This window comes from Acinetobacter sp. C32I (assembly GCF_023702715.1).
Lineage (GTDB): Bacteria > Pseudomonadota > Gammaproteobacteria > Pseudomonadales > Moraxellaceae > Acinetobacter.
Genome location: NZ_CP098480.1, coordinates 974942 through 997457, shown reverse-complemented (window position 1 = coordinate 997457; position 22516 = coordinate 974942). Strand labels below are relative to the sequence as shown.

General features: G+C 39.4%; 25 protein-coding genes. 15 read left to right on the top strand and 10 right to left on the bottom strand.

Translation table 11 applies throughout. The annotated features are described in order from the left end of the window. Positions 1-86: 86 nt before the first annotated feature. On the bottom strand, positions 87-707 hold the full coding sequence (locus NDN13_RS04800; RefSeq protein WP_251117384.1) for an HvfX family Cu-binding RiPP maturation protein: 621 nt from the start codon (positions 705-707) through the stop codon (positions 87-89). A gap of 162 nt (positions 708-869) precedes the next feature. Between NDN13_RS04800 and NDN13_RS04795 the strand changes: the two genes are divergently transcribed. The 12 genes from NDN13_RS04795 to NDN13_RS04740 all read left to right on the top strand — a co-directional run bounded on the left by NDN13_RS04795 (position 870) and on the right by NDN13_RS04740 (position 11295). Beyond that, positions 870-1178: an HvfA family oxazolone/thioamide-modified RiPP metallophore gene (locus NDN13_RS04795; RefSeq protein WP_251117383.1), complete on the top strand. Its 309-nt coding sequence runs from the start codon at positions 870-872 to the stop codon at positions 1176-1178. 69 nt (positions 1179-1247) lie between these two features. Then, positions 1248-2108, top strand: coding sequence for an HvfB family MNIO-type RiPP peptide maturase (locus tag NDN13_RS04790; protein WP_251117382.1), 861 nt, complete (start codon positions 1248-1250; stop codon positions 2106-2108). Further along, positions 2059-2817, top strand: coding sequence for an HvfC family RiPP maturation protein (locus tag NDN13_RS04785; RefSeq protein ID WP_251117381.1), 759 nt, complete (start codon positions 2059-2061; stop codon positions 2815-2817). The genes NDN13_RS04790 and NDN13_RS04785 overlap by 50 nt, the downstream gene beginning before the upstream one ends. Further along, a complete protein-coding gene (locus NDN13_RS04780) occupies positions 2814-3434 on the top strand; it encodes an RNA polymerase factor sigma-70 (RefSeq protein ID WP_251117380.1) in 621 nt (206 codons plus the stop codon). Before NDN13_RS04785 ends, NDN13_RS04780 begins: the two co-directional genes overlap by 4 nt. After that, positions 3428-3607: a zf-HC2 domain-containing protein gene (locus NDN13_RS04775; protein ID WP_004653549.1), complete on the top strand. Its 180-nt coding sequence runs from the start codon at positions 3428-3430 to the stop codon at positions 3605-3607. The genes NDN13_RS04780 and NDN13_RS04775 overlap by 7 nt, the downstream gene beginning before the upstream one ends. Before the next feature lie 199 nt (positions 3608-3806). After that, on the top strand, positions 3807-4796 hold the full coding sequence (locus NDN13_RS04770; RefSeq protein ID WP_251117379.1) for an acyl-CoA desaturase: 990 nt from the start codon (positions 3807-3809) through the stop codon (positions 4794-4796). After that, a complete protein-coding gene (locus NDN13_RS04765; protein ID WP_251117378.1) occupies positions 4793-6106 on the top strand; it encodes an NAD(P)/FAD-dependent oxidoreductase in 1314 nt (437 codons plus the stop codon). Before NDN13_RS04770 ends, NDN13_RS04765 begins: the two co-directional genes overlap by 4 nt. Then, complete coding sequence (locus NDN13_RS04760; RefSeq protein ID WP_251117377.1) at positions 6072-6887, top strand: DUF1365 domain-containing protein; 816 nt, start codon at positions 6072-6074, stop codon at positions 6885-6887. The genes NDN13_RS04765 and NDN13_RS04760 overlap by 35 nt, the downstream gene beginning before the upstream one ends. After that, entirely contained in the window at positions 6862-8061 is a 1200-nt protein-coding gene (locus tag NDN13_RS04755; protein WP_251117376.1) for an SAM-dependent methyltransferase, read from the top strand. The genes NDN13_RS04760 and NDN13_RS04755 overlap by 26 nt, the downstream gene beginning before the upstream one ends. Positions 8062-8095: 34 nt before the next feature. Continuing rightward, positions 8096-8875 carry a DUF1295 domain-containing protein gene (locus tag NDN13_RS04750; RefSeq protein WP_251117375.1) on the top strand — a complete coding sequence of 260 codons (780 nt, stop codon included), beginning with the start codon at positions 8096-8098 and terminating at the stop codon, positions 8873-8875. A gap of 8 nt (positions 8876-8883) precedes the next feature. After that, complete coding sequence (locus NDN13_RS04745) at positions 8884-9933, top strand: SAM-dependent methyltransferase (RefSeq protein ID WP_251117374.1); 1050 nt, start codon at positions 8884-8886, stop codon at positions 9931-9933. Positions 9934-9966: 33 nt separating this feature from the next. Continuing rightward, entirely contained in the window at positions 9967-11295 is a 1329-nt protein-coding gene (locus NDN13_RS04740; protein WP_251117373.1) for a sensor histidine kinase, read from the top strand. Here the strand turns inward: NDN13_RS04740 and NDN13_RS04735 are convergent. The 5 genes from NDN13_RS04735 to NDN13_RS04715 all read right to left on the bottom strand — a co-directional run bounded on the left by NDN13_RS04735 (position 11292) and on the right by NDN13_RS04715 (position 13983). Continuing rightward, positions 11292-11987, bottom strand: a complete 696-nt coding sequence (locus NDN13_RS04735) for a response regulator transcription factor (protein ID WP_033132829.1) — start codon at positions 11985-11987, stop codon at positions 11292-11294. The genes NDN13_RS04740 and NDN13_RS04735 overlap by 4 nt on opposite strands. A 15-nt stretch (positions 11988-12002) precedes the next feature. Beyond that, on the bottom strand, positions 12003-12497 hold the full coding sequence (locus tag NDN13_RS04730) for a chalcone isomerase family protein (RefSeq protein WP_251117372.1): 495 nt from the start codon (positions 12495-12497) through the stop codon (positions 12003-12005). A gap of 61 nt (positions 12498-12558) precedes the next feature. Then, positions 12559-12927 (bottom strand): roadblock/LC7 domain-containing protein, encoded by a 369-nt coding sequence (locus NDN13_RS04725; RefSeq protein ID WP_251117371.1) that lies wholly within the window; start codon positions 12925-12927, stop codon positions 12559-12561. A 34-nt stretch (positions 12928-12961) separates the two neighbouring features. Then, positions 12962-13528 (bottom strand): nuclear transport factor 2 family protein, encoded by a 567-nt coding sequence (locus NDN13_RS04720; protein ID WP_241351197.1) that lies wholly within the window; start codon positions 13526-13528, stop codon positions 12962-12964. Positions 13529-13683: 155 nt separating this feature from the next. Then, positions 13684-13983: a DUF3817 domain-containing protein gene (locus NDN13_RS04715; protein ID WP_151716332.1), complete on the bottom strand. Its 300-nt coding sequence runs from the start codon at positions 13981-13983 to the stop codon at positions 13684-13686. A 433-nt stretch (positions 13984-14416) separates the two neighbouring features. Between NDN13_RS04715 and NDN13_RS04710 the strand changes: the two genes are divergently transcribed. Next, positions 14417-15391 carry an NAD(P)H-dependent flavin oxidoreductase gene (locus NDN13_RS04710; protein WP_241327661.1) on the top strand — a complete coding sequence of 325 codons (975 nt, stop codon included), beginning with the start codon at positions 14417-14419 and terminating at the stop codon, positions 15389-15391. Positions 15392-15508: 117 nt separating this feature from the next. Here the strand turns inward: NDN13_RS04710 and NDN13_RS04705 are convergent, their stop codons facing one another. Both NDN13_RS04705 and NDN13_RS04700 read right to left on the bottom strand, forming a co-directional pair. Beyond that, positions 15509-16753 (bottom strand): saccharopine dehydrogenase family protein, encoded by a 1245-nt coding sequence (locus NDN13_RS04705; RefSeq protein ID WP_251117370.1) that lies wholly within the window; start codon positions 16751-16753, stop codon positions 15509-15511. Positions 16754-16789: 36 nt separating this feature from the next. Beyond that, positions 16790-17686 carry an acetoacetate decarboxylase family protein gene (locus NDN13_RS04700; RefSeq protein ID WP_251117369.1) on the bottom strand — a complete coding sequence of 299 codons (897 nt, stop codon included), beginning with the start codon at positions 17684-17686 and terminating at the stop codon, positions 16790-16792. 426 nt (positions 17687-18112) lie between these two features. Between NDN13_RS04700 and NDN13_RS04695 the strand changes: the two genes are divergently transcribed. Then, the gene (locus NDN13_RS04695) at positions 18113-18943 is read left to right on the top strand and encodes an alpha/beta fold hydrolase (RefSeq protein ID WP_251117368.1); all 831 of its coding nucleotides are present in this window, start codon (positions 18113-18115) and stop codon (positions 18941-18943) included. A gap of 212 nt (positions 18944-19155) precedes the next feature. Beyond that, on the top strand, positions 19156-20394 hold the full coding sequence (locus tag NDN13_RS04690; RefSeq protein ID WP_251117367.1) for an NADH:flavin oxidoreductase/NADH oxidase family protein: 1239 nt from the start codon (positions 19156-19158) through the stop codon (positions 20392-20394). Positions 20395-21133: 739 nt separating this feature from the next. On the opposite strand, the gene NDN13_RS04685 is transcribed toward NDN13_RS04690, so the two are convergent. Both NDN13_RS04685 and NDN13_RS04680 read right to left on the bottom strand, forming a co-directional pair. After that, positions 21134-21940: a type 1 glutamine amidotransferase domain-containing protein gene (locus NDN13_RS04685; protein ID WP_251117366.1), complete on the bottom strand. Its 807-nt coding sequence runs from the start codon at positions 21938-21940 to the stop codon at positions 21134-21136. 127 nt (positions 21941-22067) lie between these two features. After that, positions 22068-22481: a MerR family transcriptional regulator gene (locus NDN13_RS04680; protein ID WP_251117365.1), complete on the bottom strand. Its 414-nt coding sequence runs from the start codon at positions 22479-22481 to the stop codon at positions 22068-22070. Positions 22482-22516: the final 35 nt, after the last annotated feature.

The following is a 22516-nucleotide window of genomic DNA, read 5'->3' as shown; positions in this document are numbered from 1 at the left end:
AATGACAAAATTGTAATATTGCAGTCAGCTTCTCGACGTTAACGATTTAACATTTTCAAAAAATAACAGCATGATGCGTGTTGAGTTTATTTTTGAGCAACATGCTTAGTAAGCTGTTGTTTAAGCCAATAATCTAAACTGAAATAACGACCGCCACCCAATACGATTAAAGCCAATAACATGACCAGATAAGTAACAGCAAACTCAATTCCATTATTTAAAATCACAAATGAGCCATTGGATGTTAGCCAGTCATAGTTGCCATAGTTTTCTAGAATTCCCCGAGCTGCTTCCAGTTTTTCAGCAGAGGCAAGCACTTGTGCATTGGCAAAGGGTGCATTGGGATCAGCAATCGCTTGCCAGCCATTTGGCAGGTGTACAGTGACAATCGCCACCAACATGGTAATGATCAATGGAATACTAATCCAACGTGTCAAAAGACCGAACATTAAAAGTACAGCCCCAGCAAGTTCCGTCGAGGTTGCCAGTGCTGCCATGATATGTGGAAAGGGTAAACCCAAGCCCCAATCACTATTACCAAACCATTCCACCGTATCTTGAAAATGCATTAGTTTATTGGTGCCTGCCATCCAAAAGATTGGAACGAGATAACAACGTAAGGCCAGTGCCGCGATGCCATCCGTATGTTTGAGTGCTGAGCAAATGTTTTCATAGTGCTGAGCGAGAGAATATAAAAAGTTCTTCATGATAATTTCACACCGAATAGGATTGAATGGTCATTAGTCGGGTGAGGATTCCGTTTCTTACATAAATTTTTTTTATTTGCACTGTAATAAATCGAAATTTACGCCGTCTAACTTTATGTACCTTTGTACAAACCGAGCATTTACCTTAAAAGGAATAGAAAAATGAGCAAACTTAATTCGATGACTTCAGTTGCAGCGTTATTAGCACTCTCTGTTGCTGGCATAACCCAAGTGACTGTTGCAGCAACGACAACGACGACAGAGGCCCATGCAAGCAAAGCTGCTGATGGAAAATGTGGTGAAGCGAAATGTGGCGCCAATAAAGCCAAACAACAGCAAAAATCTGCTGAAGCCAAATGCGGTGCAGCAAAAAAAGCAGCGGACGCGAAGTGTGGCGCAGCCAAGAAAGCAACTGATGCGAAATGCGGTGCAGATAAAAAAGTCGCTGATGGCAAGTGTGGGGCTAAATAGTCCATTCAATCCTAAGTGATGTCGGTCTAGAACCTAGATCGGCATCATTCTAATCATAGGAGTTTCACCATGGCTGAATTGGCTGGTGTGGGTCTGGGTTTAAGGCGTGAGTTTATTGATACATTTTTAAATGCAGATACTCATCCAGATTTTATCGAAGTTGCTCCTGAAAACTGGATGGGCTTTGGTGGTCGGCATGCAAAGCTGCTTGGGCAATGTGTGGAGAAAGCATCTTTGATTTGTCATGGGTTGTCTTTATCCATTGGTGGTCCACATCCACTCAATCTTGAATTTATCCAGCAGGTTAAAAATTTTCTACAACGCTATCAGGTGCCGATTTACTCAGAACATTTAAGTTATACCCATGATGGCGGCTATTTATATGATTTATTACCGATTCCGATGACCGAAGCTGCTGTTGATTATGTGGCGGAGCGTATTTTACGGGTGCAGGACATATTAGGGCAGAGACTAGTGATTGAAAATGTCTCTACCTATTTGATGCCCAATGCAGAAATGCGTGAAGCAGAATTTGTACGTGAAGTGTTGCTCAAAGCAGACTGTGAATTGCTGCTTGATGTAAATAATGTCTATGTAAATAGCATTAATCATGGCAGTGATGCGTATGCTTTTATTGATGCGATGCCCAAAGATCGGATTCGTTACTTACATATTGCTGGCCATGAGCAAGTTGAAAAAGATCTGTTGATCGATACTCATGGCGCAGCAATCAGTGATCCTGTTTGGCAGCTCTTACAATATAGCTATCAAGTTCTTGGGGTTAAGCCGACTTTACTGGAACGTGACTTTAATATTCCATCTTGGCAACAGTTACAAAATGAATTGAACAATATCAAAAATATGCAGCAGGAGAGTCGTGATGAAGGCAAGGCAGATATCCTTTCACACTACGCAGCGACAGTTCTGTGACTGGATTCGTGATCCTGAGTTAGAGCCACCACAAAACTTTGCTGTGCATCGTATGCAAGTTTATCGTGATCTGTTGTTTAATAATATCTGTTCATTTATAAACTTGGTCTTTCCTGTCGCACGAGCCATGTTACCTGAACAGCAGTGGCAGCAGCTATTGGCAGAATTTTTTCAGAAATCACAGTGTCAGTCGCCGTTATACAATGATATTTCGTTGCAGTTTCGAGAATACCTCACTGAACAACAGCATCCACTATTGCAGCAATATCTTTGGTTGGCAGAGCTATTGCAGTATGAATGGCTAGAGCTCTATTTAGATACGGTTGAAATCGAAACACCTATTCTGGTAGAAGACCAAGACTGGCAGTTGACCACCCAAGTTTGGGTATTGGCTTATCAATATCCTGTTTACAGTTGGACAACGGCGATGACATCAACACTTGTGGAACTCGCGCCAAGCGCGATTATGGTGTGGCGAGATGATTTGGATCAGGTATGTGTTGAACCTTTGTCACCTTTATTCGCGATGCTCATTGAACAAATGAATCAAGGTAATGTAACTGAATCAAATATTTATCAACTAACCCAATCAGTAGTTCCTGAGTTTTCTCAGCAAGAAATTCAAACACAAATTTATGCGTTAAAAGCGTTATTAACTCAGTTAAGATTAATTCATATTCCTCATAATCATGACGAGATACAAGGATGAGTTCAGCTTCAGCACAGAATCATGATGAGCTATTCCATCAATTGCACAATCCTGCTTTTTTACAAGATTTAAGACAACAGATGCTGAAATTTGCAATTTTACAACTGTCTTCAATACAGCAAGCTGAGGATGTGGTTCAGGAAGCGCTGACCAGCGCGTTTCAACATCTGGACTCATTTACAGGACGGGCAGCGTTTAAAACCTGGGTATTTGCGATTCTTAAAAATAAAATTATTGATTTGATTCGGCAGAAATCTCGTTTGGTCAGCATGAGTGAGTTGTTTAAGGATGAAGAAAGTGAGTTGAGTATTGATGCCTTATTTGATGCCTCAGGGCATTGGCATAAATACGAAGCGCCTCAAGCATGGCAAAGTCCTGAAGAAATGATGGAGCAGCAAGATTTCTGGATTATTTTTGATGCTTGTCTTAATCATTTACCTGCCAAATATGCACAGGTATTTATGCTACGTGAGGTGATCGAGCTGAGTTCCAATGAAATTTGTGAGAAGCTGGAACTGACGGTTTCACATTTTAATGTACTAATGTATCGCAGCCGCACCCGACTACGTGAATGCTTAGAAAATAAATGGTTATTGCAGGAGGATTGCTCATGTTGACATGCCGCCAAGCCACCCAATTATTATCCGAGAAACAGGATAGAGCATTGCTGTTACGAGAGCAGAGTAATCTGCAATTGCACTTATTTGCTTGTCGTTCTTGCCGTCGTTATGGCAAACACATGAAAACGTTAAGTGTGTTATCAAAACAATTTAAAAATGTTGATCATTAAGCTTTTAAACTACTCCGTTTAGGCTATATTAATATGCTCTAGGGGATATAAGAGATTAATTTCTAAAATAATATTTTTTAAGTTTTTTGCACAAAGATAAAGAATAAGCGCTAGGCCTGAATGCTATGGGCTTCACATAAATTTCATATCGAATTGACTAAGATTATAAGCATAAGAAGAGATGGGTTAGGAACAATCAATGTTAAAGTTTTTTCTGGGATGGATAGACAGTTGGTCAATTACACATTCTTCTGAATTAACAGAATTCGAAGCGTCTAAAACCAGCAAAAATACTCAGATCCAATGGTTGCGAATTATTCCGTTTATTTTATTGCATATTGCTTGCTTAGCTGTGTTTTGGGTGGGCGTTTCATGGTTCGCTGTCTGGTTTATGGTTCTCTTCTATATGATTAGAATGTTTGCAATTACAGCATTCTTCCATCGGTATTTATCACATAAAACATTTCAAACATCACGCTCAGTACAGTTTATTTTTCTTCTGATTGGGACCATGAGCGCACAACGTGGCCCACTCTGGTGGGCGGCACATCATCGTTATCACCATCGTTTCACCGACACTGAACATGACCCACATTCATCGACACATGGGTTTTGGTATAGCCATGTTGGATGGTTCTTGAATCAGCAGAACTTTTCCACTCGTAAAGAAATTATTAAAGATTGGCTAAAATTCCCTGAGATTGTTTGGTTAGACCGTTTTAGTCTTGTCATTGTTTTAATAACCGCTTTTGCGATTTATTTGCTAGGCGATTGGTTAGCCTTTGCTTATCCCAATTGGGGTACTTCTGGACCACAGTTGCTGGTTTGGGGATTTGTGGTTTCAACGCTGTTATTGATTCATGCGACTTTATGTATTAATTCACTCGCTCATCTTTATGGGCGCAGAGATTTCGATACCAAAGACAACAGTCGTAATAATCTGTTTTTGTCGATCATCACCTTAGGTGAAGGTTGGCATAACAACCATCATTATTATGCAGGAAGTACACGGCAAGGTTTTTTCTGGTGGCAAATTGATGTCACTTATTATGTCCTAAAAGCGATGTCTTTCTGCGGACTCATATGGGCAATCAAGCCTGTGCCTCAACGGATATATGATGCACATAAAATCCATCTAGACAGTTTGAAAAATAAGATAGAAAAGAACAGTGACGGGGGTGTTTTATGAAAATTGCAATCGTCGGCTCTGGCATATCTGGATTATATGCGGCTTGGAAGTTATCAAAACAGCATCAAGTCACCATCTTTGAAAAAGAAAACTATTTTGGTGGACATACCGATACACATGAGTTTCGGATTGATCAAAAAAAAGTTGCTATAGACAGTGGTTTTATTGTTTTCAATCGCTATAACTATCCACTATTTAGTGCGATGCTTGCTGAGCTTGGCGTCAAAGTACAGAACAGCGACATGAGTTTTTCAGTCAATAATCAAGTGACAGGACTACAATACAATCCTTCCAAAAAATGGTCATTATTAACGAGACCACAAAATTTTCTAAATAAAAACTTTCGTTTAATGCTATCGGATTTAGTTCGCTTTTATCGAGAAAATAAAGAGATTGCTGTTGATGAACTTGATAAAAATTTAAGCATTGAAGAATATCTCAATAAACATGGTTATTCACAAGTGTTTAGAGATGAGCACTTATATCCAATGTGTGGGGCACTCTGGTCAAGCCCTGTGGAGCAGATTGGCAAGATTCCGTATAAGTTTGTGGTGAGTTTTTTTCAGCATCACCGGATGTTGCAATTAAAAGATCGTCCACAATGGCAAACGGTCAAAGGCGGATCAGCATCTTATATCTACGCGATTCAGCGTGAATGCCCAACGCTCATTTGGAAGAAAACTGAAGTACAACATGTAATAAGAAGTGAAAATCATATTTCAATTATAACTGCGCATGGACAGGAGCAATTTGATTGGGTGATTTTTGCCAGTCATGCCGATGATACTTTAAAGTTGCTTAAAGAGCCTTCCGAGAAAGAGCATGACATATTAGGGTGCTTTGCTTATCAAGATAATGTGATGGTCGTCCATGCTGATAGATCAATCATGCCAAAATCCCAATCGCAGTGGGCCAGTTGGCACGTACATGTGACAGCTCAAAAAGAAGCTTCGGCTGATATTGCTCATTACGGGTTTAGCTACTGGATGAATAATTTGCAGAATTTGAACTGCAAGACGCAGGTTTTTTCTACGCTCAATCCAAATATGCCAATCGCCAAAGATCATATTTATGTTGAACGACATTATCGGCATCCTGTGTTCAATCAAACTGCGATTACAGCACAATCTCGTTGGCATGAGATAAACGGCTACAAGCGCAGTTCATTTTGCGGTGCTTACTGGGGATGGGGATTTCATGAAGATGGTGCGAGAAGCGCTGACCGCGTCGTGAACCATCTGATGTCAATTGCTGATGAAGATATGGGGGGAGTCGATGTTAGAAGCTCAACTTGCAATTGCGAAAGCTAAAATCAGGCATCGCCGTTTTAGCCCCAAACCTCATCAGTTTGAGGCGACATTGAGCTATTTATATTTTGATCCAGATCGAATAGCGGAAAATCTCAAACAATCAAGGTTATGCTCTACAAACCATTGGAATATTCTCAATATATCTGATCAGGATTTCCTTAAAGGCTATAGCGGTAATTTGCGAGAGAAAATAACAAAAATTTTATTGCAGCAAGCAGATACGATTTTGACCCCACAATCAGAAATCCGTGTCTTGGCCTTACCACGAAGCTTGGGTTTTAGTTTTAATTCGGTTGTGTTCTATTTCATTTTAAATCTTCAAAAACAGCCTGTCTTCATACTGAGCGAGATAACCAATACACCTTGGAATGAACACAAAGTTTACGTACATGATTGCCAGCAGAAGTTGAAAAATCATAGTCCTTATGACAGTTATGAGTTTGATTTCGAGAAAAGTTTTCATGTTTCGCCATTTATGCCAATGGATATTCAATACAAATGGATATTTAACTTCTCTAATACTCAAAATGTGATTCATATGCAGCTTTATCAAAACCAGCAATTCATTTTTGATGCAACGATGCGGTTTGGATTAGCGCACATCACACTTCCTTCACAGCTTAGTCGTTATGCTATTCAACATATATTTGAACCTTTCAAAATGTTAGCTTCAATTTATGTACAAGCATTTCAACTATGGCTTAAAAAAGTTCCATTTTATCGACATCCCAAAAAGAATAAGGATTTAGAACGAGATGATAAAAACGCTAATTTTTGGTGAACAAGACACACTTCCATTGGTTTTACGCGGCTTGCTGAAACTTCGACATGGACAAATTCACTTTCGTGGTGAATGGAATGGAACTGTCGGTGAAGTTTCTGATCTGGAAGTAACTGTAGATATTCATCACAAAGATCTAATTGATCTCATTTTTAAAAATGGTGTGCTTGGTGCCGCGGAGGGCTATATTCGTGGCTATTGGAGTAGTGAAAATCTGGTCGAACTCATTCAGATATTGGCAAGAAATCGCGACGTTTTGGATAAGATCAATCAAAACCTTATATCACAAGCCAGCCAATTGTTATTAAAAGCATGGTATAGATCCCGCAAAAATTCGTTGGCAGGCAGCCGTAAAAATATTGCGGAGCACTATGATTTAAGTAATGATTTTTTTAAATTATTTCTTGATTCTTCCATGATGTACTCTAGTGCAGTGTACAAGCACAAGGAGATGACGCTAGAGCAAGCTTCTGATTATAAAAAAGAGTTGATCTGTCAGAAGTTACAACTTAAACCCATGGATCATCTGGTTGAAATCGGTAGTGGCTGGGGAGGTTTTGCTATCTATGCCGCTCAGCATTACGGCTGTAAAGTAACCACGATTACCATCTCACAAGCGCAATATGATGAAGCAATCCAAAGAGTTGCCGATGCTGGTCTAAGCCATCGAGTTAATGTCCAACTTAAGGATTATCGGCTACTAGAGGGGAAATTTGATAAGTTAGTTTCGATCGAAATGATAGAAGCTGTTGGTGAGCAATATTTATCTAATTACTTTAATCAATGTAGGTCTTTATTAAAACCAAATGGCCTAGGTCTGATTCAAGCCATTACGATTGAAGATGCACGATATAAAAAAGCACTACATAGCGTAGATTATATTAAGCGCTATATTTTTCCGGGGAGTTTTATCCCATCTATCAGTGTGTTAACACAAGCGGCTTCAGAGCAGAAGTTACGCTTGAAACATCTGGAGGATATTGGCCAAAGTTATGCTGAAACCATTCATCAATGGCGGGAACGTTTTTTAAATGCCAAAGCACAAGTTCTTGCTTTAGGTTTTGATGAAAACTTTATTCGAATGTGGGACTTTTATTTGTGTTATTGCGAGGGTGGCTTTAAAGAAGGGGTCATTAGCGATGCACAGCTTTTATTTGAAGCAAGCCCTTATTAATTATCCACTGATTTAACGTATCAAGGAGACAGTGATGTTATGGCAATTGTTTTTACTTGATGCTGTGCTCATGAGCATATGTTGGTTATGGGCAAGCCACAATCATCGTGCTGGCATAGTGGATGTTGCTTGGAGTTTTTGCATCGCGCTGAATATTCTGCTGACTGCATGGTTAGTAGATGATGCACTGGTAAATGTCAGGCTGTTTATTGGGGTATTCAGTTCAATCTGGTTTATACGTTTAAGTTGGCATTTATGGCGTCGGTATCAAGCGGAATCAGTAGAAGATCGCCGATATGCCAATATGCGTCGTGCGATGGGGAAATATCAACATATTGGTTTTTATTCCTTTTTTATGTTTCAGGCGGGTTTGGCAATCTTATTTAGCATACCGATGTGGACTTTGCTTCATGTGCCGAGTTCTGTCTGGAGTCCACAAACCCATGTTTTTTTGATCATTGCGGGAATTGTTATGCTGATTGCATTTCTAGGTGAAGTGGTCGCAGATCAGCAATTGTTTCATTTCAAGCAACAAAAACAAAATGATGGGAAAACCATGGATCAAGGTCTGTGGCGTTATTCGCGGCATCCCAATTATTTTTTTGAATGGATACACTGGTTTGCATATCCAATAATAGGACTTGCAGCAGGGTTATACAGTCTATGGATATATCCAGTCTTGATGTGGCTATTTTTGTATTACATCACCGGTATTCCATTTAGTGAACAACAAGCATTAAAAAATCGAGGTCAAAATTATCTCGATTATAAAAAACGAACTTCAATGTTTATTCCGTGGAAACCAAAAGAGTAGGTACGCACATGGACTTTATTATTAATCAATCATTAAAACTTGTTGAAAGTGGTTTAGTACCTGATCAGGCGATTCGTGCAGCAATTCGTGCTCTCAGTAAGAAGCGTTTGATTCAAGAAGGTCGCTATGACCCCGAACAAGGTGCTCAACGTTATATGGATGTGCTGAATATGTTGAAGCATAGCCAGATCGCAATTGAAACCGATAAAGCCAATGAGCAACACTATGAATTGCCCACGGCTTTTTTTGAGGCGGTTTTAGGAAAACGACTTAAATATAGTGCTTGTTTTTTTCCACATGATCGAACTGAATTAGATGAAGCTGAAGAGTTCGCATTGCAGATTTATAGCGATCGTGCCCAATTAAACGATGGGCAACATATCTTGGAGTTAGGGTGTGGATGGGGTTCGTTTACGCTGTGGATGGCAGAGCGCTATCCAAATGCAAAAATTACGGCTGTTTCCAATTCAGCGACGCAACGTCAGCATATTTTGTCCAAAGCTGAGAAATATGGCTTGATGAATATTGATGTTATTACCTGTGATGTCAATGTCCTGGAATTGCAGCAAAACACATTTGATCGTGTTGTTTCAGTCGAAATGTTTGAACATGTAAGAAATTACCAAAAGCTTTTTGAAAAAATCCAATCGTGGCTCAAAGAGGATGGACTGTTATGGTGTCATATTTTCTGTCATCGTTTCTTACACTATCCTTTCGAAATCAAAAGTGAATATGACTGGATGTCGCGATACTTTTTTACAGGTGGATTGATGCCTGCAAGTTCGACATTTTTACACTTTCAACAGCATCTGGAATTATCGCAACATTGGCAATGGTCTGGAACTCATTATGAAAAAACAGCAAATGCATGGCTGGAAAACATGGATCGTAATGCTGAACAATTAAAACCACTTTTTGAAAAGGTGTACGGGCAAGATGCGGCGGCATGGTGGCAACGTTGGCGTATCTTTTTTATGGCTTGTGCTGAATTGTTTGGATTTGAGCAGGGGCAAGAATGGATCGTTGGTCACTTCCTGTTCAAAAAGAAAGCCGTATAATTAAAACAAGCAGTTGTGTAAATAGGCAAGATTATGTTTAAAACCAATAAAAGCGATGCCAATAACCGTCCACTGAGTCGGATGTTTAATCGTTATTATTGGTTGCAAATTGGACTGATCGCGCTTTCGATTATTATTGGGATTGCATGCAGTGCCTGGGTGATCAAAGGCTCATTGCTTAAAACCGCACTTGAACAAGAAATGGAGCATTACTGGATGCGTGTTGATCGTAATCCAAATGCTGATTTACCCGATACTAAAAACTTATATGGCTACCGTTGGAAAAGTGAAAAACCACCTTTAGCATTTCAAAATCAATCGCTAAAATCAGGTGTCCACCGAATCTTTGTCGACGGAAAAGATCGTATGACCGTATATGGTGAAAAAAATGGGCAGCATGTGCTACTGGTTTTTGGTGAAAGCAATGTCAATAAAATCGTTTGGATGTTTGGTTTAGCACCGTTAATGTTCAGTCTTATTGTGCTGTATAGCATCTTATGGTGGTCAAATCGGCGGGCCAAACGTTATTTTTCGCCAATTACCCGTTTAGCGAATGCCTTAGAACATATTGATTGGGCACATCAGTATAAGGAGGTATCTCCATTCCAAGGAATCAGTACCAATGACAATATGGAAGCTGAATATTTAAAACAAGCATTAGAAAAATACCATCAAGTATTGAGTGAGTTTATTAACCGAGAGCGCGAATTTACAGGCGATGTCAGCCATGAGTTACGGACACCATTGACGATTTTAAAAGGGAATGTGCAACTGTGTCAGGCCAAATACGGTGAAGATAAATCACTGCATCGTATTTCGAATACCATTGATGATATGCAATTACTGGTTGAAACTTTGCTGGCAATTGCACGTAATACAACCAATACATTGATTGCAGAGCATGTGAAGTTGTCCAATATCATCAGCGATTTAGTCAGAGATCTGGAACCTGTCAGTCAAGGCAAGGGCGTGCAGATTTTTGTACAAGATGATGCTGAGGAATCAGAACGATGGATTTATCCTTCAATGACTAAAATGGTGTTGAGTAATATTTTACGCAATGCACTGAATTATTCTCAAGGTTCTAATATTCATATCATTCAACGCAAAAATAGTATTCTAATTGCCGATAATGGGATTGGTATTGCAATGCCAAATGATTGTAAGGTTCAGGAGTTAAATAGTTCACAACTTCAACTTACCGCCAAAGGTCACGGCATTGGTTTACAGTTGGTTAAGAAATTATGTACCCAGTTGGGCTGGCGAGTTGAGTTGTTCGATCGACAATATTATTTAAATACACATCCTCATCTGCAATTGGAAAATACAACAGGCTTAATCGTCGTCGTATATATAAATTAATGCGCTGTCATATCCAAAGCAACTTTTAGACCTACACCAGATATGGTATGGATCAATTTTTCCTGAAAAGGTTTATCGATCATCTTTCTCAGATTGTAGATATGGCTACGTAATGCATCGCTTTCAGGTTCTTCATCGCCCCATAACTCGATAATAATTTCTTGTTTGGTAATCACTTTGGGAGAGTTTCGCATCAAAATTTTTAACAATTTGAATTGAATCCGTGGCAATTCAATTGATTGACCTGCGCGTGTTATGGTTTGAGTCGCACTGTCTAGAATCAGATCGTGAATTTGAATTTTACTGCTTGAGACTTCACCAAGAGATCGCTTAATCAGGGCACGTACACGCATGACCAGTTCATTAAAATCAAAAGGTTTTACGAGGTAGTCATCTGTTCCTGCGCTAAAACCTTTTAATTTGTCATCGAGTGTATCTCTGGCGGTTAACATCAAAATAGGAATATCTTTGCCTTGATCAATTCGGAGCCATTCACATAAGTCATACCCTGAGCCGTCAGGTAAATTGATATCCAGCAAAAGTAAATGATAAGGATGTGTTTTTAAAAAGTTACGGGCGGCATCGAGGTTACGTGCATGATCCACCACGAAGCCATGTTGTTCTAGAAATTCACAAACTGTGGCGGCAAGTTCATAATGATCTTCCACCATAAGAATAAATTGATTGTTCATAATAATTAGATCAAGTTATTGATTTAGTAATTGTTGCTTTAATTTAGCATTAAAAGGTGAGCTTCCAAACCATATTTTGAAATATTGATTCGCTTGTGGGTCTGTGATCGAACCTAACAATTTCTGATTAAGAGAGAGCTTTAATTGTTGGTTCATTTGATTATAGGCTAAAGAATATAAATCACCTTTTTTTACAGGTTTGTACAGTTCAGTAATTTGGTTTAATACAGAGTCGTTAGCAAAATTGCTAATATTTTTTTTAAGATAATAGTTGGCTGCTTTTTTGAATGCCCATTCTGGAATATTTTGGTCGTAAGAAAAATCTAATTGAATATTTTGACTTTCCCAATTCTGATGGCAATTGTCCGCATAGTAGCTGACAGTGCCTACTGTTTTTGTTGTAACGACTAAAGGTGCTGTTTTACATTTCTGCATATTTGCATAGGCTGAATTAGAATTTAATATCAGAAATAAAAAACTAAATCCCAATTGTATAAAATAATTATTCATTTTTTTCACCTAGATGCTACTGTTTAGTCAGTCTGTTTTATTTCTATATACAGAGTCATATTTAATAAGTGTAGAAGTTCAGACCACGTTCAATCCTTTGAATTTCATAGCTTGCATAGCCTAAATTGGTTTGAGTACGGTCTAAAATTGCATAGAGAAAAACACTATGATTTGTTTCTAGTGGCGTAATAATATGATATTGATGATCCGTACTCATGAGCACACTTTCTAGAAAATCATGAGGACTAATTTCATCCATTAATTTTTTCTGGTAGTTAAATAGATTCACACCTTCAGTCACCGCGAAATCAACATTAAAAAACTCTTCACCTATAGTTTCTAAAATAGAGCCATCAAAAGCATCGACTAAGGCCAAGATAATTAAACCTTCAATCTTATTTAATTGTTCTAATAACGAAATATTGTTCATAGTTTATTCTGCACTTATTTTCGTAAATCTTAGACTATTTCTTAAAGGGGAGAAGCAAAGAATAGCCTGTTCCGATATATGGAACAGAGCGGTATAAACCATTCGCTGGGTCCCAATAGTCTTGTTGAAATATGATGAGATGTTCAGTATTCACTTTGATTTGGCTAATGCCATAGGAAGACATTTTTTTTGTTCGGCCAAACATTTTAAAATCATAGGTCATTTGCCAGTGAATATAAGCCGAGTCATTTTTATGGGTTGCACTAATTAATTTTACCGATACCTTACTGACATGTTTATTCATTCCCTCAAAATGCTTCATCAGCTCTTTTTTAGTTGAGAATTGAGAGAGCGTGTCATTAATGTACAACTTATCAGCATAGAGTTGGCTTGCATTTTTTACAAAATTTACTGTGCCCATACTATTAAATGCGGAAACAAAATCCTGACCAATCATTTGAGCTTGTGCATCACTTAAGGGGATTCCACTGATTTGTTGATTTGCTTTCTCATAATCAGCGGTATAACTCGATATGCTTTTACAAGCAACTAAGGAGAGTAAGCTCAGTGTTGAGATAGCCAGTGTTTTTATAACATTCATATTCATGATCTCACTCCTTTTAAAATTATAATAAAATTTGGAATGTGAACCCGATGTGAAATCACGCATTGATTTGGTATGAATAGTTTTTTATTTTTAAAACAATAAAAAAGGAAATCATTAGATTTCCTTTCTGCAGTATCAATTTAAGAGCCTTATAGTTTGGCTTGACGTTGTGCAATGTATTTTTCGTTAAAGAAGCCACCAAATGGAATAAAGGCAAGCACAAATAATCGAAACAATTCTACGCCAGACCAAAGTGAAGCAGTACGGACTAAGTTCCAAAGATAGAATAAAAATGCCAGACCATGAATCGGCCCCATGATCTTTGTCGCTATCGGTAAATCAAATGCGTACTTGAGTGGAATCGCCACGAGGAATAGCAACAATAAAGTGACGGCTTCAAGCACAGAAGCAAACCGCATCTGTTGCAACTTCTTTGTCATTGCGCTCATAAAATAGCTCCAGGAGATTGATAAAAGAATAAAAATTAACGAAGCATACCATCTTTGAGAGCGAGCGCATTAATATTGTTGGTAACGATTCTTATTTAATCATGCTGATAGAAAGGGGAATCGTATGGCAGCGAAGTAAAAGAATTTTCTACTGATTTGAGGCATGACCATGAGAGGCAAGAATCATTACTGATTAAAATCAAGTTCGGTAAATATGTAATATATTGATATTTAATTAAATAATATGTTTTTCCCATTCAACTGCTTAGTCATTTTACTTACTAAGCAGTCGTGAATGTAAAGTTTATGCAACTTGTTGCATAAAAACTTTTATCTAGATATGATGAAGTGAATTTTAAAAAAGTGAAATGCTTCTTATTTCTAAAAAAGGCTTTATCTATTTGAAATAATGAGTATCTAAAGGATAAAAGTAATGTCAAAAATTCCAGAATTAATGAAAAACCTGAGACTCCCTGTAATTGGTTCACCGTTATTTATTATTAGCACGCCCAAGCTGGTGCTGGCGCAATGTAAAGCTGGTGTGATTGGTTCCATGCCAGCATTGAATGCACGACCTGCCGAAAAGCTAGAGGAATGGCTAAAAGAGATTACTGAAGGAATTGCTGAGCATAATGCCTTACATCCAGACCGACCTGCGGCACCTTTTGCAATCAACCAGATCGTGCATAAAAGTAATAATCGTCTGGAACATGACATGGAACTGATCGTCAAATACAAAGTACCGATTGTGATTACATCACTTGGTGCAAGAACAGAAATCAATGATGCGACACATAGTTATGGTGGTGTCGTTTTACATGATGTTATTAACAATACCTTTGCTAAGAAAGCCATTGAAAAAGGGGCAGATGGTTTGATTGCAGTGGCTGCAGGTGCTGGTGGTCATGCAGGCGTCAAGAGTCCGTTTCCGTTAATTCAGGAAATCCGTGAATGGTTTGATGGACCTTTGGCTTTGTCGGGTGCGATTTCTACTGGCGATGCGGTTCTTGCTGCACAGGCGATGGGAGCAGACTTTGCTTATATTGGTTCAGCATTTATTGCCACACATGAAGCCAATGCAGAAGACGCTTATAAGCAGGCAATTGTCGATCATAATTCAGATGAAATTGTCTATTCCAATCTATTTACAGGTGTACATGGCAACTATCTGGCACCAAGTATTCGTGCGGCGGGGCTTGATCCAGCCAATTTACCTGAAGGTAATCTGAAAGATATGGATTTCAGTACACCGAATGAAGATGGTACACAGCATAAGGTCAAACCATGGCGTGACATCTGGGGATGTGGTCAAGGCTTAAATGCAATCAAAGCCACCACTTCAGTCGAAGAACTGGTAAGTCGGCTTGAAAGAGAGTATCTCGCAGCAAGAAAACGTCTCATGCTTTAAGTTTTAAAATCAGGCCTTAATTTCTAAGGCCTGATAATTTTATTAGGTTGTTTTTAACAATGAGTATTCACTTACTGACATGTTTCCCTCAGAAAGCCGAGTTAAAAACAGAAGATTTTAAACCTGCTCAAAGCTAAGCCCGGCATGCTTTGTTAAACGTTGAATAAATCGATCATCGAACATAGTCGCAGGTGTCCAAAAGCCACCTTGAACAGTCGATTTTTCGCCATCTTTGGCATGGTCAATGGCAAGACTCAGCGCTGCTTGTCCCAACATCTTTCCTGTAGAACCATAACCAGGATCACGGTCACCAGTTACTTTGACTTTTAGACTTTGTCCTGCATCGGTTTTACCCACAAAACGTAAGTCAAATCGTCCTGCCAATTGTTGCTCTGGCGTAGGGCCTTCTCCCGGCTTTGGTAATAGGTAACGTTCCATCACTTGGCTAATCGGTTTACTGACCGCAGCGAGCATAAATGCCCCCAGACCAGAGACCACAGCTAAGGCTTTTAAACGTCCTTTGAACCCTTCACCTGTCAAAATCGCTTCGTTATAGCGAAAGTTGTTGCCATAGGCATTACCCGATAAAGCATTAGAACGCTGTACCACACGTTCATTTACAGCGGCCATGACAAAAGGCGCAATCCATGCATTAAAATCAGGGTCGAATTTGGCGCTTTTGATATAAATCTGTCTTTGGGTATTGCCATGATCTGCGGGGCAGAGAATGTATGGATTAAGTAGATCTTTACGCAATGCAGGATCAGCCGCAGCCTCTTGAATCACATTGATCAAGCTAGCAACTGTACCACCCGATGCACCACCTTTTAAGGTTTTAACCCGCATGGAAACTTGAGTGGCAGGCGCATTAAACTGCTGTTGTGCTTGTTGCTGCAGGTAATAAACACCCATATCGGATGGAACTGAATCAAATCCACAGCAATGCACAATACGCGCACCTGATTGCTGTGCTTGCGCTTCATACTTCGTGATCATGTGTTTAATCCACTGGGTTTCTCCAGTCAGATCACAATAATCTGTTCCGTTATTCACACAGGCTTGAATTAACGGTTCACCATACAAAGCATATGGGCCAACCGTTGAGACGACCACACGTGTTTGTGCACAAAGTGCATCGAGTTCGGTTTGATTATTGGCATCGGCGACCAAGATCGGAACAGCTTGACCAATAGGGCCAAGCGCATCTTTGACTTGTTGTAATTTCTGCTGGGAACGTCCAGCAATTGCCCAACGGATCTGTTCTTTTTGAGTGGCAAAATATTCGGCCAAATACTGGGTTAGAATCTGGCCGACGAAGCTAGTCGCACCAAAGACCACAAGATCATAATTTAATTTTGTCATTACTTGTTTTTCCTTAACGATTTGATGAGTTGAATATTAAAGTGCTTTGGGCAAATGGAGAATAACTTGTGCGTCTTGAACCACGTCTAAACGAAGAATCTTCGACGCACCAAGTTCATCTAATAATTGACTTAAAGGACCACCATGACGGACTAATTTGACTTTTCTAGGCAGAAGTTTTTGTCCAAAAGATAAGACATTAGATTGAACCAAGGTTTGCTGCCATTTGCCATCCACCAGATGTAACATCGTCGCTTGACTCATATGTGATTCAGATTTTACTGAATGTAAATTGGGTGTTGGGGCAATCAGGCTTAAATCGATTTTGCCAGATGTATCCGTTAGGCTCGCATTCACATCTTTGGAGCTGATATCGACCTTAATTTCAGTGAGCCATTTAGGAAGTTGGTAACCATAAACACCACGGATCCGCGCAATTTCTGTATCTACAGGTAGCGCTAAAACATGTGCGTAAAAATGGCGTTGACGAATCGAGTTGATGAGCTCTAAAGCATGAGAACCATGTACATTAGGCTTACGCACCACAATTGCGACAGAGACTTCATTATATGGATCATTATCACAAACAGAGTATGTAAAGAAGGTAAGGGCGACCAGCCCATAGCCGGGAAAGGCCTGTAAAGGCTCTAAAGGCGCGGGTAATTTTTTCTTGAGCTGTTTAAGTGGTGCTAACATCAGCACTTGTACATTGCCACTACGATAATAAAAATTGGGTGCCCAAACAGGACCAACTCTCGATTCAACCCATTGTTTAGGCGTTTTGCGAAAGAGATCAATATTGCCAGCGGCAGGATCTTGTGCAACTTGATCTAAATCGGGATTCATTCTAAACCGGTCATAATATCCACCTTTGGGAACATTGACTTTTTGTTGCCCAAACTCAACTTCAGTAAACTGTTTATTGCTTTGCATATTCGTAAACCTTTGATTGACCAAGTCATTCAAAATGCTTGCCAACGACAAGAACATTTCTTACATTTGAGTTCACTATAAGATTAAAGTGAACTTTAATGTCAAGCGGCAAAATTTGATATTTGATAAATACAAAGTTGATTCGTTTGAACAATGTAAAGAAAACAAGTGCTGAAAACATTTGACTTTGTGAAAAAAATCATTGATCTCAACGAGTAAGCCTGTTGATCATCTAGTTATTTTTAATCATTAAATTACATTTTTATTATCAGAATAGGACTAAAAGCATTGACCTTAATGCGAACTTTAACCTTAGTATAGAAGCGCTATCCACACGGATGGTGCTTAAAAAATGTAGTTATAAGTGAATTAATTAGAACATAGATCATGAATCGACAGTGTAAATCTTACACAGGAGAAACAAAGATGGCATTCGTTACGACAAAAGATGGTGTAGATATTTTTTATAAAGATTGGGGACCTCGCGATGCACAGGTCTTATTTTTTCATCATGGTTGGCCACTCAGCTCAGATGATTGGGATGTCCAACTATTATTCTTTCTAAATGAGGGTTTCCGTGTTGTAGCACATGACCGTCGCGGGCATGGTCGTTCCAGTCAAGTCTGGGATGGGCACGATATGGACCATTATGCAGATGATGTTGCAGCTGTTGTACAGCATCTTGGGATTAAAAACGCGATTCATATCGGCCATTCAACAGGCGGTGGTGAGGTGGCTCACTATATTGCACGTCATGGCGAAGCGAATGTTGCCAAGGCCGTTTTGGTGAGTGCGGTACCACCTATTATGGTCAAAACAGCCAATAATCCTGATGGTCTGCCGAAAGAAGTCTTTGATGACTTGCAAAATCAGTTATTTAAAAACCGCTCGCAATTTTACTATGATTTACCAGCGGAGCCTTTCTACGGTTTTAACCGTCCAGATGCAAATCCATCTGAACCTGTGATCTGGAATTGGTGGCGTCAGGGCATGATGGGTGGGGCAAAAGCACATTATGATGGCATTGTGGCCTTTTCCCAGACTGATTTTACGGAAGACCTGAAAAAAATTTCAGTCCCTGTACTGGTAATGCATGGTGACGATGATCAGGTGGTACCGTATGAAAATTCTGGGGCACTATCGGCCAAATTAGTACAAAACGGGACTTTAAAAACCTATAAAGGTTTTTCTCATGGCATGTTAACCGTGAATGCCGATGTCATTAATCCAGACCTATTGGCATTTATTCGCTCATAAGCTGTATTGATTTCATCAAAAATACCATTCAAGAATAGAGGCATAGTTGCCTCTATTTTTATTTTAAAGATTTTTTTTGGTATTGGTATTACTTGTTAAATTTATGATTTTATTTTGATGATTAGAAAAAATTAATAAAGTTTGATCAAACCTATTGACATTAAAGTTTACTTTAATCTTAGAGTAAACCCATACTCAATGAGGTAATCAAAATGAAAGTATTTGAACAATTAGTTTTCCCAAATGGTTCACATATCCCCAATCGCATTGCAAAAGCTGCAATGGAGGAAAATATGGCGGATTTAAACCATGCACCATCTGAAGAGCTGATGCGTTTATACCAAGCTTGGGCGGATGGAGGTGTAGGTTTGATTATCACAGGTAATGTCATGGTGGATCGTCGTGCTATGACAGGACCCAGTGGTGTCGTTCTGGAAGATGAAAAATATTTGGATACATTCAAACGCTGGGCGCAAATCGGTCGTTCGAAGGGTGCACAAGTGTGGTTGCAAATCAATCATCCTGGCCGTCAAATGCAATCCAATTTAGGTCAAGAGACTTGGGCGCCTTCTGCGGTTGCCTTAGATTTAGGCAAAATGTCAGATCGTTTTAATACCCCGATTGAAATGAACCAAGACATGATTAATGAAGTCATTCAACGTTTTGCCAACACTGCACGTTTAGGAGAAAAAGCAGGCTTTACTGGTGTTGAAATCCATGCGGCACATGGTTATTTACTCAGTCAGTTTCTTTCGCCACTCAGTAATAAGCGTCAAGATCAATGGGGTGGTTCTTTGGAAAATCGTGCACGTATTTTGATTGAGATTGTTAAAGCGGTGCGTGCTGTGGTTTCAGACAGATTTACAGTGGCGGTAAAGCTGAACTCGGCTGACTTCCAACGCGGTGGTTTTAGTGCTGAAGATGCACAGCAAGTGGTTATGATGCTCAACGAACTGGCTGTTGATCTGGTTGAGTTATCTGGCGGTAGCTATGAAGCACCGGCAATGCAAGGTCAGGCACGCGATGGACGTACCTTGGCGCGAGAAGCTTACTTCTTAGAGTTTGCTCAAGAAATTGGTAAAGTGGCCAAGATGCCTGTGATGGTGACGGGAGGAATCCGTCGCAAACAAGTGGCTGAACAGGTCATTGAAAGTGGTGTTGATATGGTTGGAATTGCTACAGCTTTGGCAATCGATCCAAATCTCCCAAATGAGTGGAAACAAGGGCAAAATACGGCACCAGAGTTGAAAGCAATTACATGGGAAAATAAAACCTTAGCGTCACTCGCCAATATGGCCACAGTGAAATTCCAGTTACGTAAACTCAGTCTTGGTAAATCAACCAATCCAAAAGTTTCTCCGCTTTGGGCGTTGATTTTGCAACAATCAGCGATGACATGTCGTACGCGCCAATATAAAAATCGAATGCGTACATATTCACTTTCATCTTAAGCTGAGCAACAACTTGCCAATACTTAGCTAATAGATTGAACAACAGCCAATTGCAGAACAATCTGTAATTGGCTTTTTTATGGGTAAGCAATTAAAAATATTGGAAAGTAAAAAGTAGTTTTTGATCATAAAAAATCCGCTTTACTTATAAATTTACTTTTTTATTCTCTATTTAGATCAATCCAACGCAAGAACGGGAATGAAGCATATGAACCTATGAAATAAGACTCGGATTACGGGTACGGGGAGCTATTTTCGCATTCAGTGGGGTATAGTTTTAAATGGAATCTGGAGTGATTTCAGCAAGTCCAAGCGCATTTGGTTTTATGAGGTTAAATAGATGACCAAGCTAAAAAAGTTACGAATAACCCTTCTTCTGAGTGTGTTTATTTCTGTTCTCTACTGGGGAGGCGTAATTCTATTTAGCAATCACATCTTCCTAACCCCAGCTGGGGCAGATGGAGAACCCCATAAGGCTAATTTCCTGTTTAACCTGTGGCTTGGATTGTCATTTATAGGAGCCGTAATAAGTATAGTCGTGATGAATTTAAGAAAATCATAGCAGTTACCTAATTTTCCGTGAAGTATAAGGGCGTTATTTCTGAGCCCCATCCTGAAATATAAGGGGACTTTTTTTGGGAAAATTTAGGAAGGCTAATTTCAAGCGCAACAAGATAAAGCTAAGCTCATGTAGATGTTAAAAAAACCAGATAATCAAATCTGGTTTTTTTAATAAAGTCTAATTCAAACTATTTAAGCGCTTAACGACTGCCTCTGCAATTTCTTTACTGGATTGTGGATTTTGCCCCGTAATAATCCGATCATCAGCGATCACAAAAGAAGTAAATGGAAATAAAGCTCGTTTATATGTTGCTCCTCGTTGTACTAATCCATCTTGCAACGAGAACGGAACTTGGGACTTAATTCCTGATAAAGTCTCTTCAATATTGGCAAAGCCTGTAACCGTACGGCCTGCAATGAGGGGTTGACCCGTTGGGGTTTGAAGCGGCAATAACCCACCTACACCATGACATACTGCCGATACCACGCCGCCTTGCTGATAAATCTTTTCGCTGATTTGCTTGAGGCCTTGGTTGTTGGGAAAATCCCACATGGTGCCATGTCCACCTGTGTAATAAATCGCTTTATAGCGGGAAGGATCAATGGCATTAGGCGTTAGCGTATTGCTTAAGCGTTGCATGAATTGAGGATCAGCCAAGTGTTTTTTTGCTGATTGATCAATATAAATCGGCTTAAGACTACGTTCATCTAGCGGTACAGCACCACCTTGTGGACTGACAAAATCCATGTCATAGCCAGCCGCTTGTGCGACATCATAAAAATGGGTGAGTTCAGTCAGCCACAATCCTGTCCTATCTGATCGAGTTGGGTAAACTGAGTGGTTGGTCATCACCACCAAAATTTTGCCTTTTGGCTTAGCTTGTATATGTTGTTGAGCAGCTTCGGTTGCATAGGTCATATTACTGATGAATATGAGCATAAAAATGCCAATCAACCACTTTGCAAAGTTCCAAACTTTAAACATGACAGCTTCCTCATTTGATACCTGAGATTGATGCTATGTTTAAAGTGAGGTTTAAGGTCAAGTTTTTTTACGTATTTCTTGATGAGTTGTCTTTGTGATTGCAGCTTAAAAACTGATAATTGACGTATTAAGCTTTCTCGTTGGTATAGTACAAATTGAGCAAACGCTGTGCATTTTCTTCGCAGGTGATTTCATCTGGTTTGCTATTGATCGCCACAATCATCATTTGCAGATTTTGCTTACTCACTGCCAGTTTTTGCTCTAGTTCTTCAATATCCTTGATCTTGCTTTCGAGCAAGCCAATCAGAATGTCATGATTCCATGAAGAGACATTCGATGGTAAGAACGCTTTAATTTCTGTCAGAGAAAAGCCGACTTGCTGTGCTTGTTGGATCAGGAATAGCTGTTTGAGATCATTTTCACTATATTCCCGATAGCCATTTGATTTGCGTTTAGCCTTCGGTAACAGCTTGATTTGCTCATAATAACGAATCGTTGGGGTGCTTAAACCACTTTGTTTAGATAATTCACTGATATTCATTACTGATTTTCTCTTAACATTAAAGCAAACTTTAA

Excerpts from the sequence above, each read along its gene's own strand:
- NDN13_RS04800 (WP_251117384.1), bottom strand. The coding sequence starts at position 707 with ATGAAGAACTTTTTATATTCTCTCGCTCAGCACTATGAAAACATTTGC.
- NDN13_RS04795 (WP_251117383.1), top strand. The coding sequence starts at position 870 with ATGAGCAAACTTAATTCGATGACTTCAGTTGCAGCGTTATTAGCACTC.
- NDN13_RS04790 (WP_251117382.1), top strand. The coding sequence starts at position 1,248 with ATGGCTGAATTGGCTGGTGTGGGTCTGGGTTTAAGGCGTGAGTTTATT.
- NDN13_RS04785 (WP_251117381.1), top strand. The coding sequence starts at position 2,059 with ATGAAGGCAAGGCAGATATCCTTTCACACTACGCAGCGACAGTTCTGT.
- NDN13_RS04780 (WP_251117380.1), top strand. The coding sequence starts at position 2,814 with ATGAGTTCAGCTTCAGCACAGAATCATGATGAGCTATTCCATCAATTG.
- NDN13_RS04775 (WP_004653549.1), top strand. The coding sequence starts at position 3,428 with ATGTTGACATGCCGCCAAGCCACCCAATTATTATCCGAGAAACAGGAT.
- NDN13_RS04770 (WP_251117379.1), top strand. The coding sequence starts at position 3,807 with ATGTTAAAGTTTTTTCTGGGATGGATAGACAGTTGGTCAATTACACAT.
- NDN13_RS04765 (WP_251117378.1), top strand. The coding sequence starts at position 4,793 with ATGAAAATTGCAATCGTCGGCTCTGGCATATCTGGATTATATGCGGCT.
- NDN13_RS04760 (WP_251117377.1), top strand. The coding sequence starts at position 6,072 with ATGTTAGAAGCTCAACTTGCAATTGCGAAAGCTAAAATCAGGCATCGC.
- NDN13_RS04755 (WP_251117376.1), top strand. The coding sequence starts at position 6,862 with ATGATAAAAACGCTAATTTTTGGTGAACAAGACACACTTCCATTGGTT.
- NDN13_RS04750 (WP_251117375.1), top strand. The coding sequence starts at position 8,096 with ATGTTATGGCAATTGTTTTTACTTGATGCTGTGCTCATGAGCATATGT.
- NDN13_RS04745 (WP_251117374.1), top strand. The coding sequence starts at position 8,884 with ATGGACTTTATTATTAATCAATCATTAAAACTTGTTGAAAGTGGTTTA.
- NDN13_RS04740 (WP_251117373.1), top strand. The coding sequence starts at position 9,967 with ATGTTTAAAACCAATAAAAGCGATGCCAATAACCGTCCACTGAGTCGG.
- NDN13_RS04735 (WP_033132829.1), bottom strand. The coding sequence starts at position 11,987 with ATGAACAATCAATTTATTCTTATGGTGGAAGATCATTATGAACTTGCC.
- NDN13_RS04730 (WP_251117372.1), bottom strand. The coding sequence starts at position 12,497 with ATGAATAATTATTTTATACAATTGGGATTTAGTTTTTTATTTCTGATA.
- NDN13_RS04725 (WP_251117371.1), bottom strand. The coding sequence starts at position 12,927 with ATGAACAATATTTCGTTATTAGAACAATTAAATAAGATTGAAGGTTTA.
- NDN13_RS04720 (WP_241351197.1), bottom strand. The coding sequence starts at position 13,528 with ATGAATGTTATAAAAACACTGGCTATCTCAACACTGAGCTTACTCTCC.
- NDN13_RS04715 (WP_151716332.1), bottom strand. The coding sequence starts at position 13,983 with ATGAGCGCAATGACAAAGAAGTTGCAACAGATGCGGTTTGCTTCTGTG.
- NDN13_RS04710 (WP_241327661.1), top strand. The coding sequence starts at position 14,417 with ATGTCAAAAATTCCAGAATTAATGAAAAACCTGAGACTCCCTGTAATT.
- NDN13_RS04705 (WP_251117370.1), bottom strand. The coding sequence starts at position 16,753 with ATGACAAAATTAAATTATGATCTTGTGGTCTTTGGTGCGACTAGCTTC.
- NDN13_RS04700 (WP_251117369.1), bottom strand. The coding sequence starts at position 17,686 with ATGCAAAGCAATAAACAGTTTACTGAAGTTGAGTTTGGGCAACAAAAA.
- NDN13_RS04695 (WP_251117368.1), top strand. The coding sequence starts at position 18,113 with ATGGCATTCGTTACGACAAAAGATGGTGTAGATATTTTTTATAAAGAT.
- NDN13_RS04690 (WP_251117367.1), top strand. The coding sequence starts at position 19,156 with ATGAAAGTATTTGAACAATTAGTTTTCCCAAATGGTTCACATATCCCC.
- NDN13_RS04685 (WP_251117366.1), bottom strand. The coding sequence starts at position 21,940 with ATGTTTAAAGTTTGGAACTTTGCAAAGTGGTTGATTGGCATTTTTATG.
- NDN13_RS04680 (WP_251117365.1), bottom strand. The coding sequence starts at position 22,481 with ATGAATATCAGTGAATTATCTAAACAAAGTGGTTTAAGCACCCCAACG.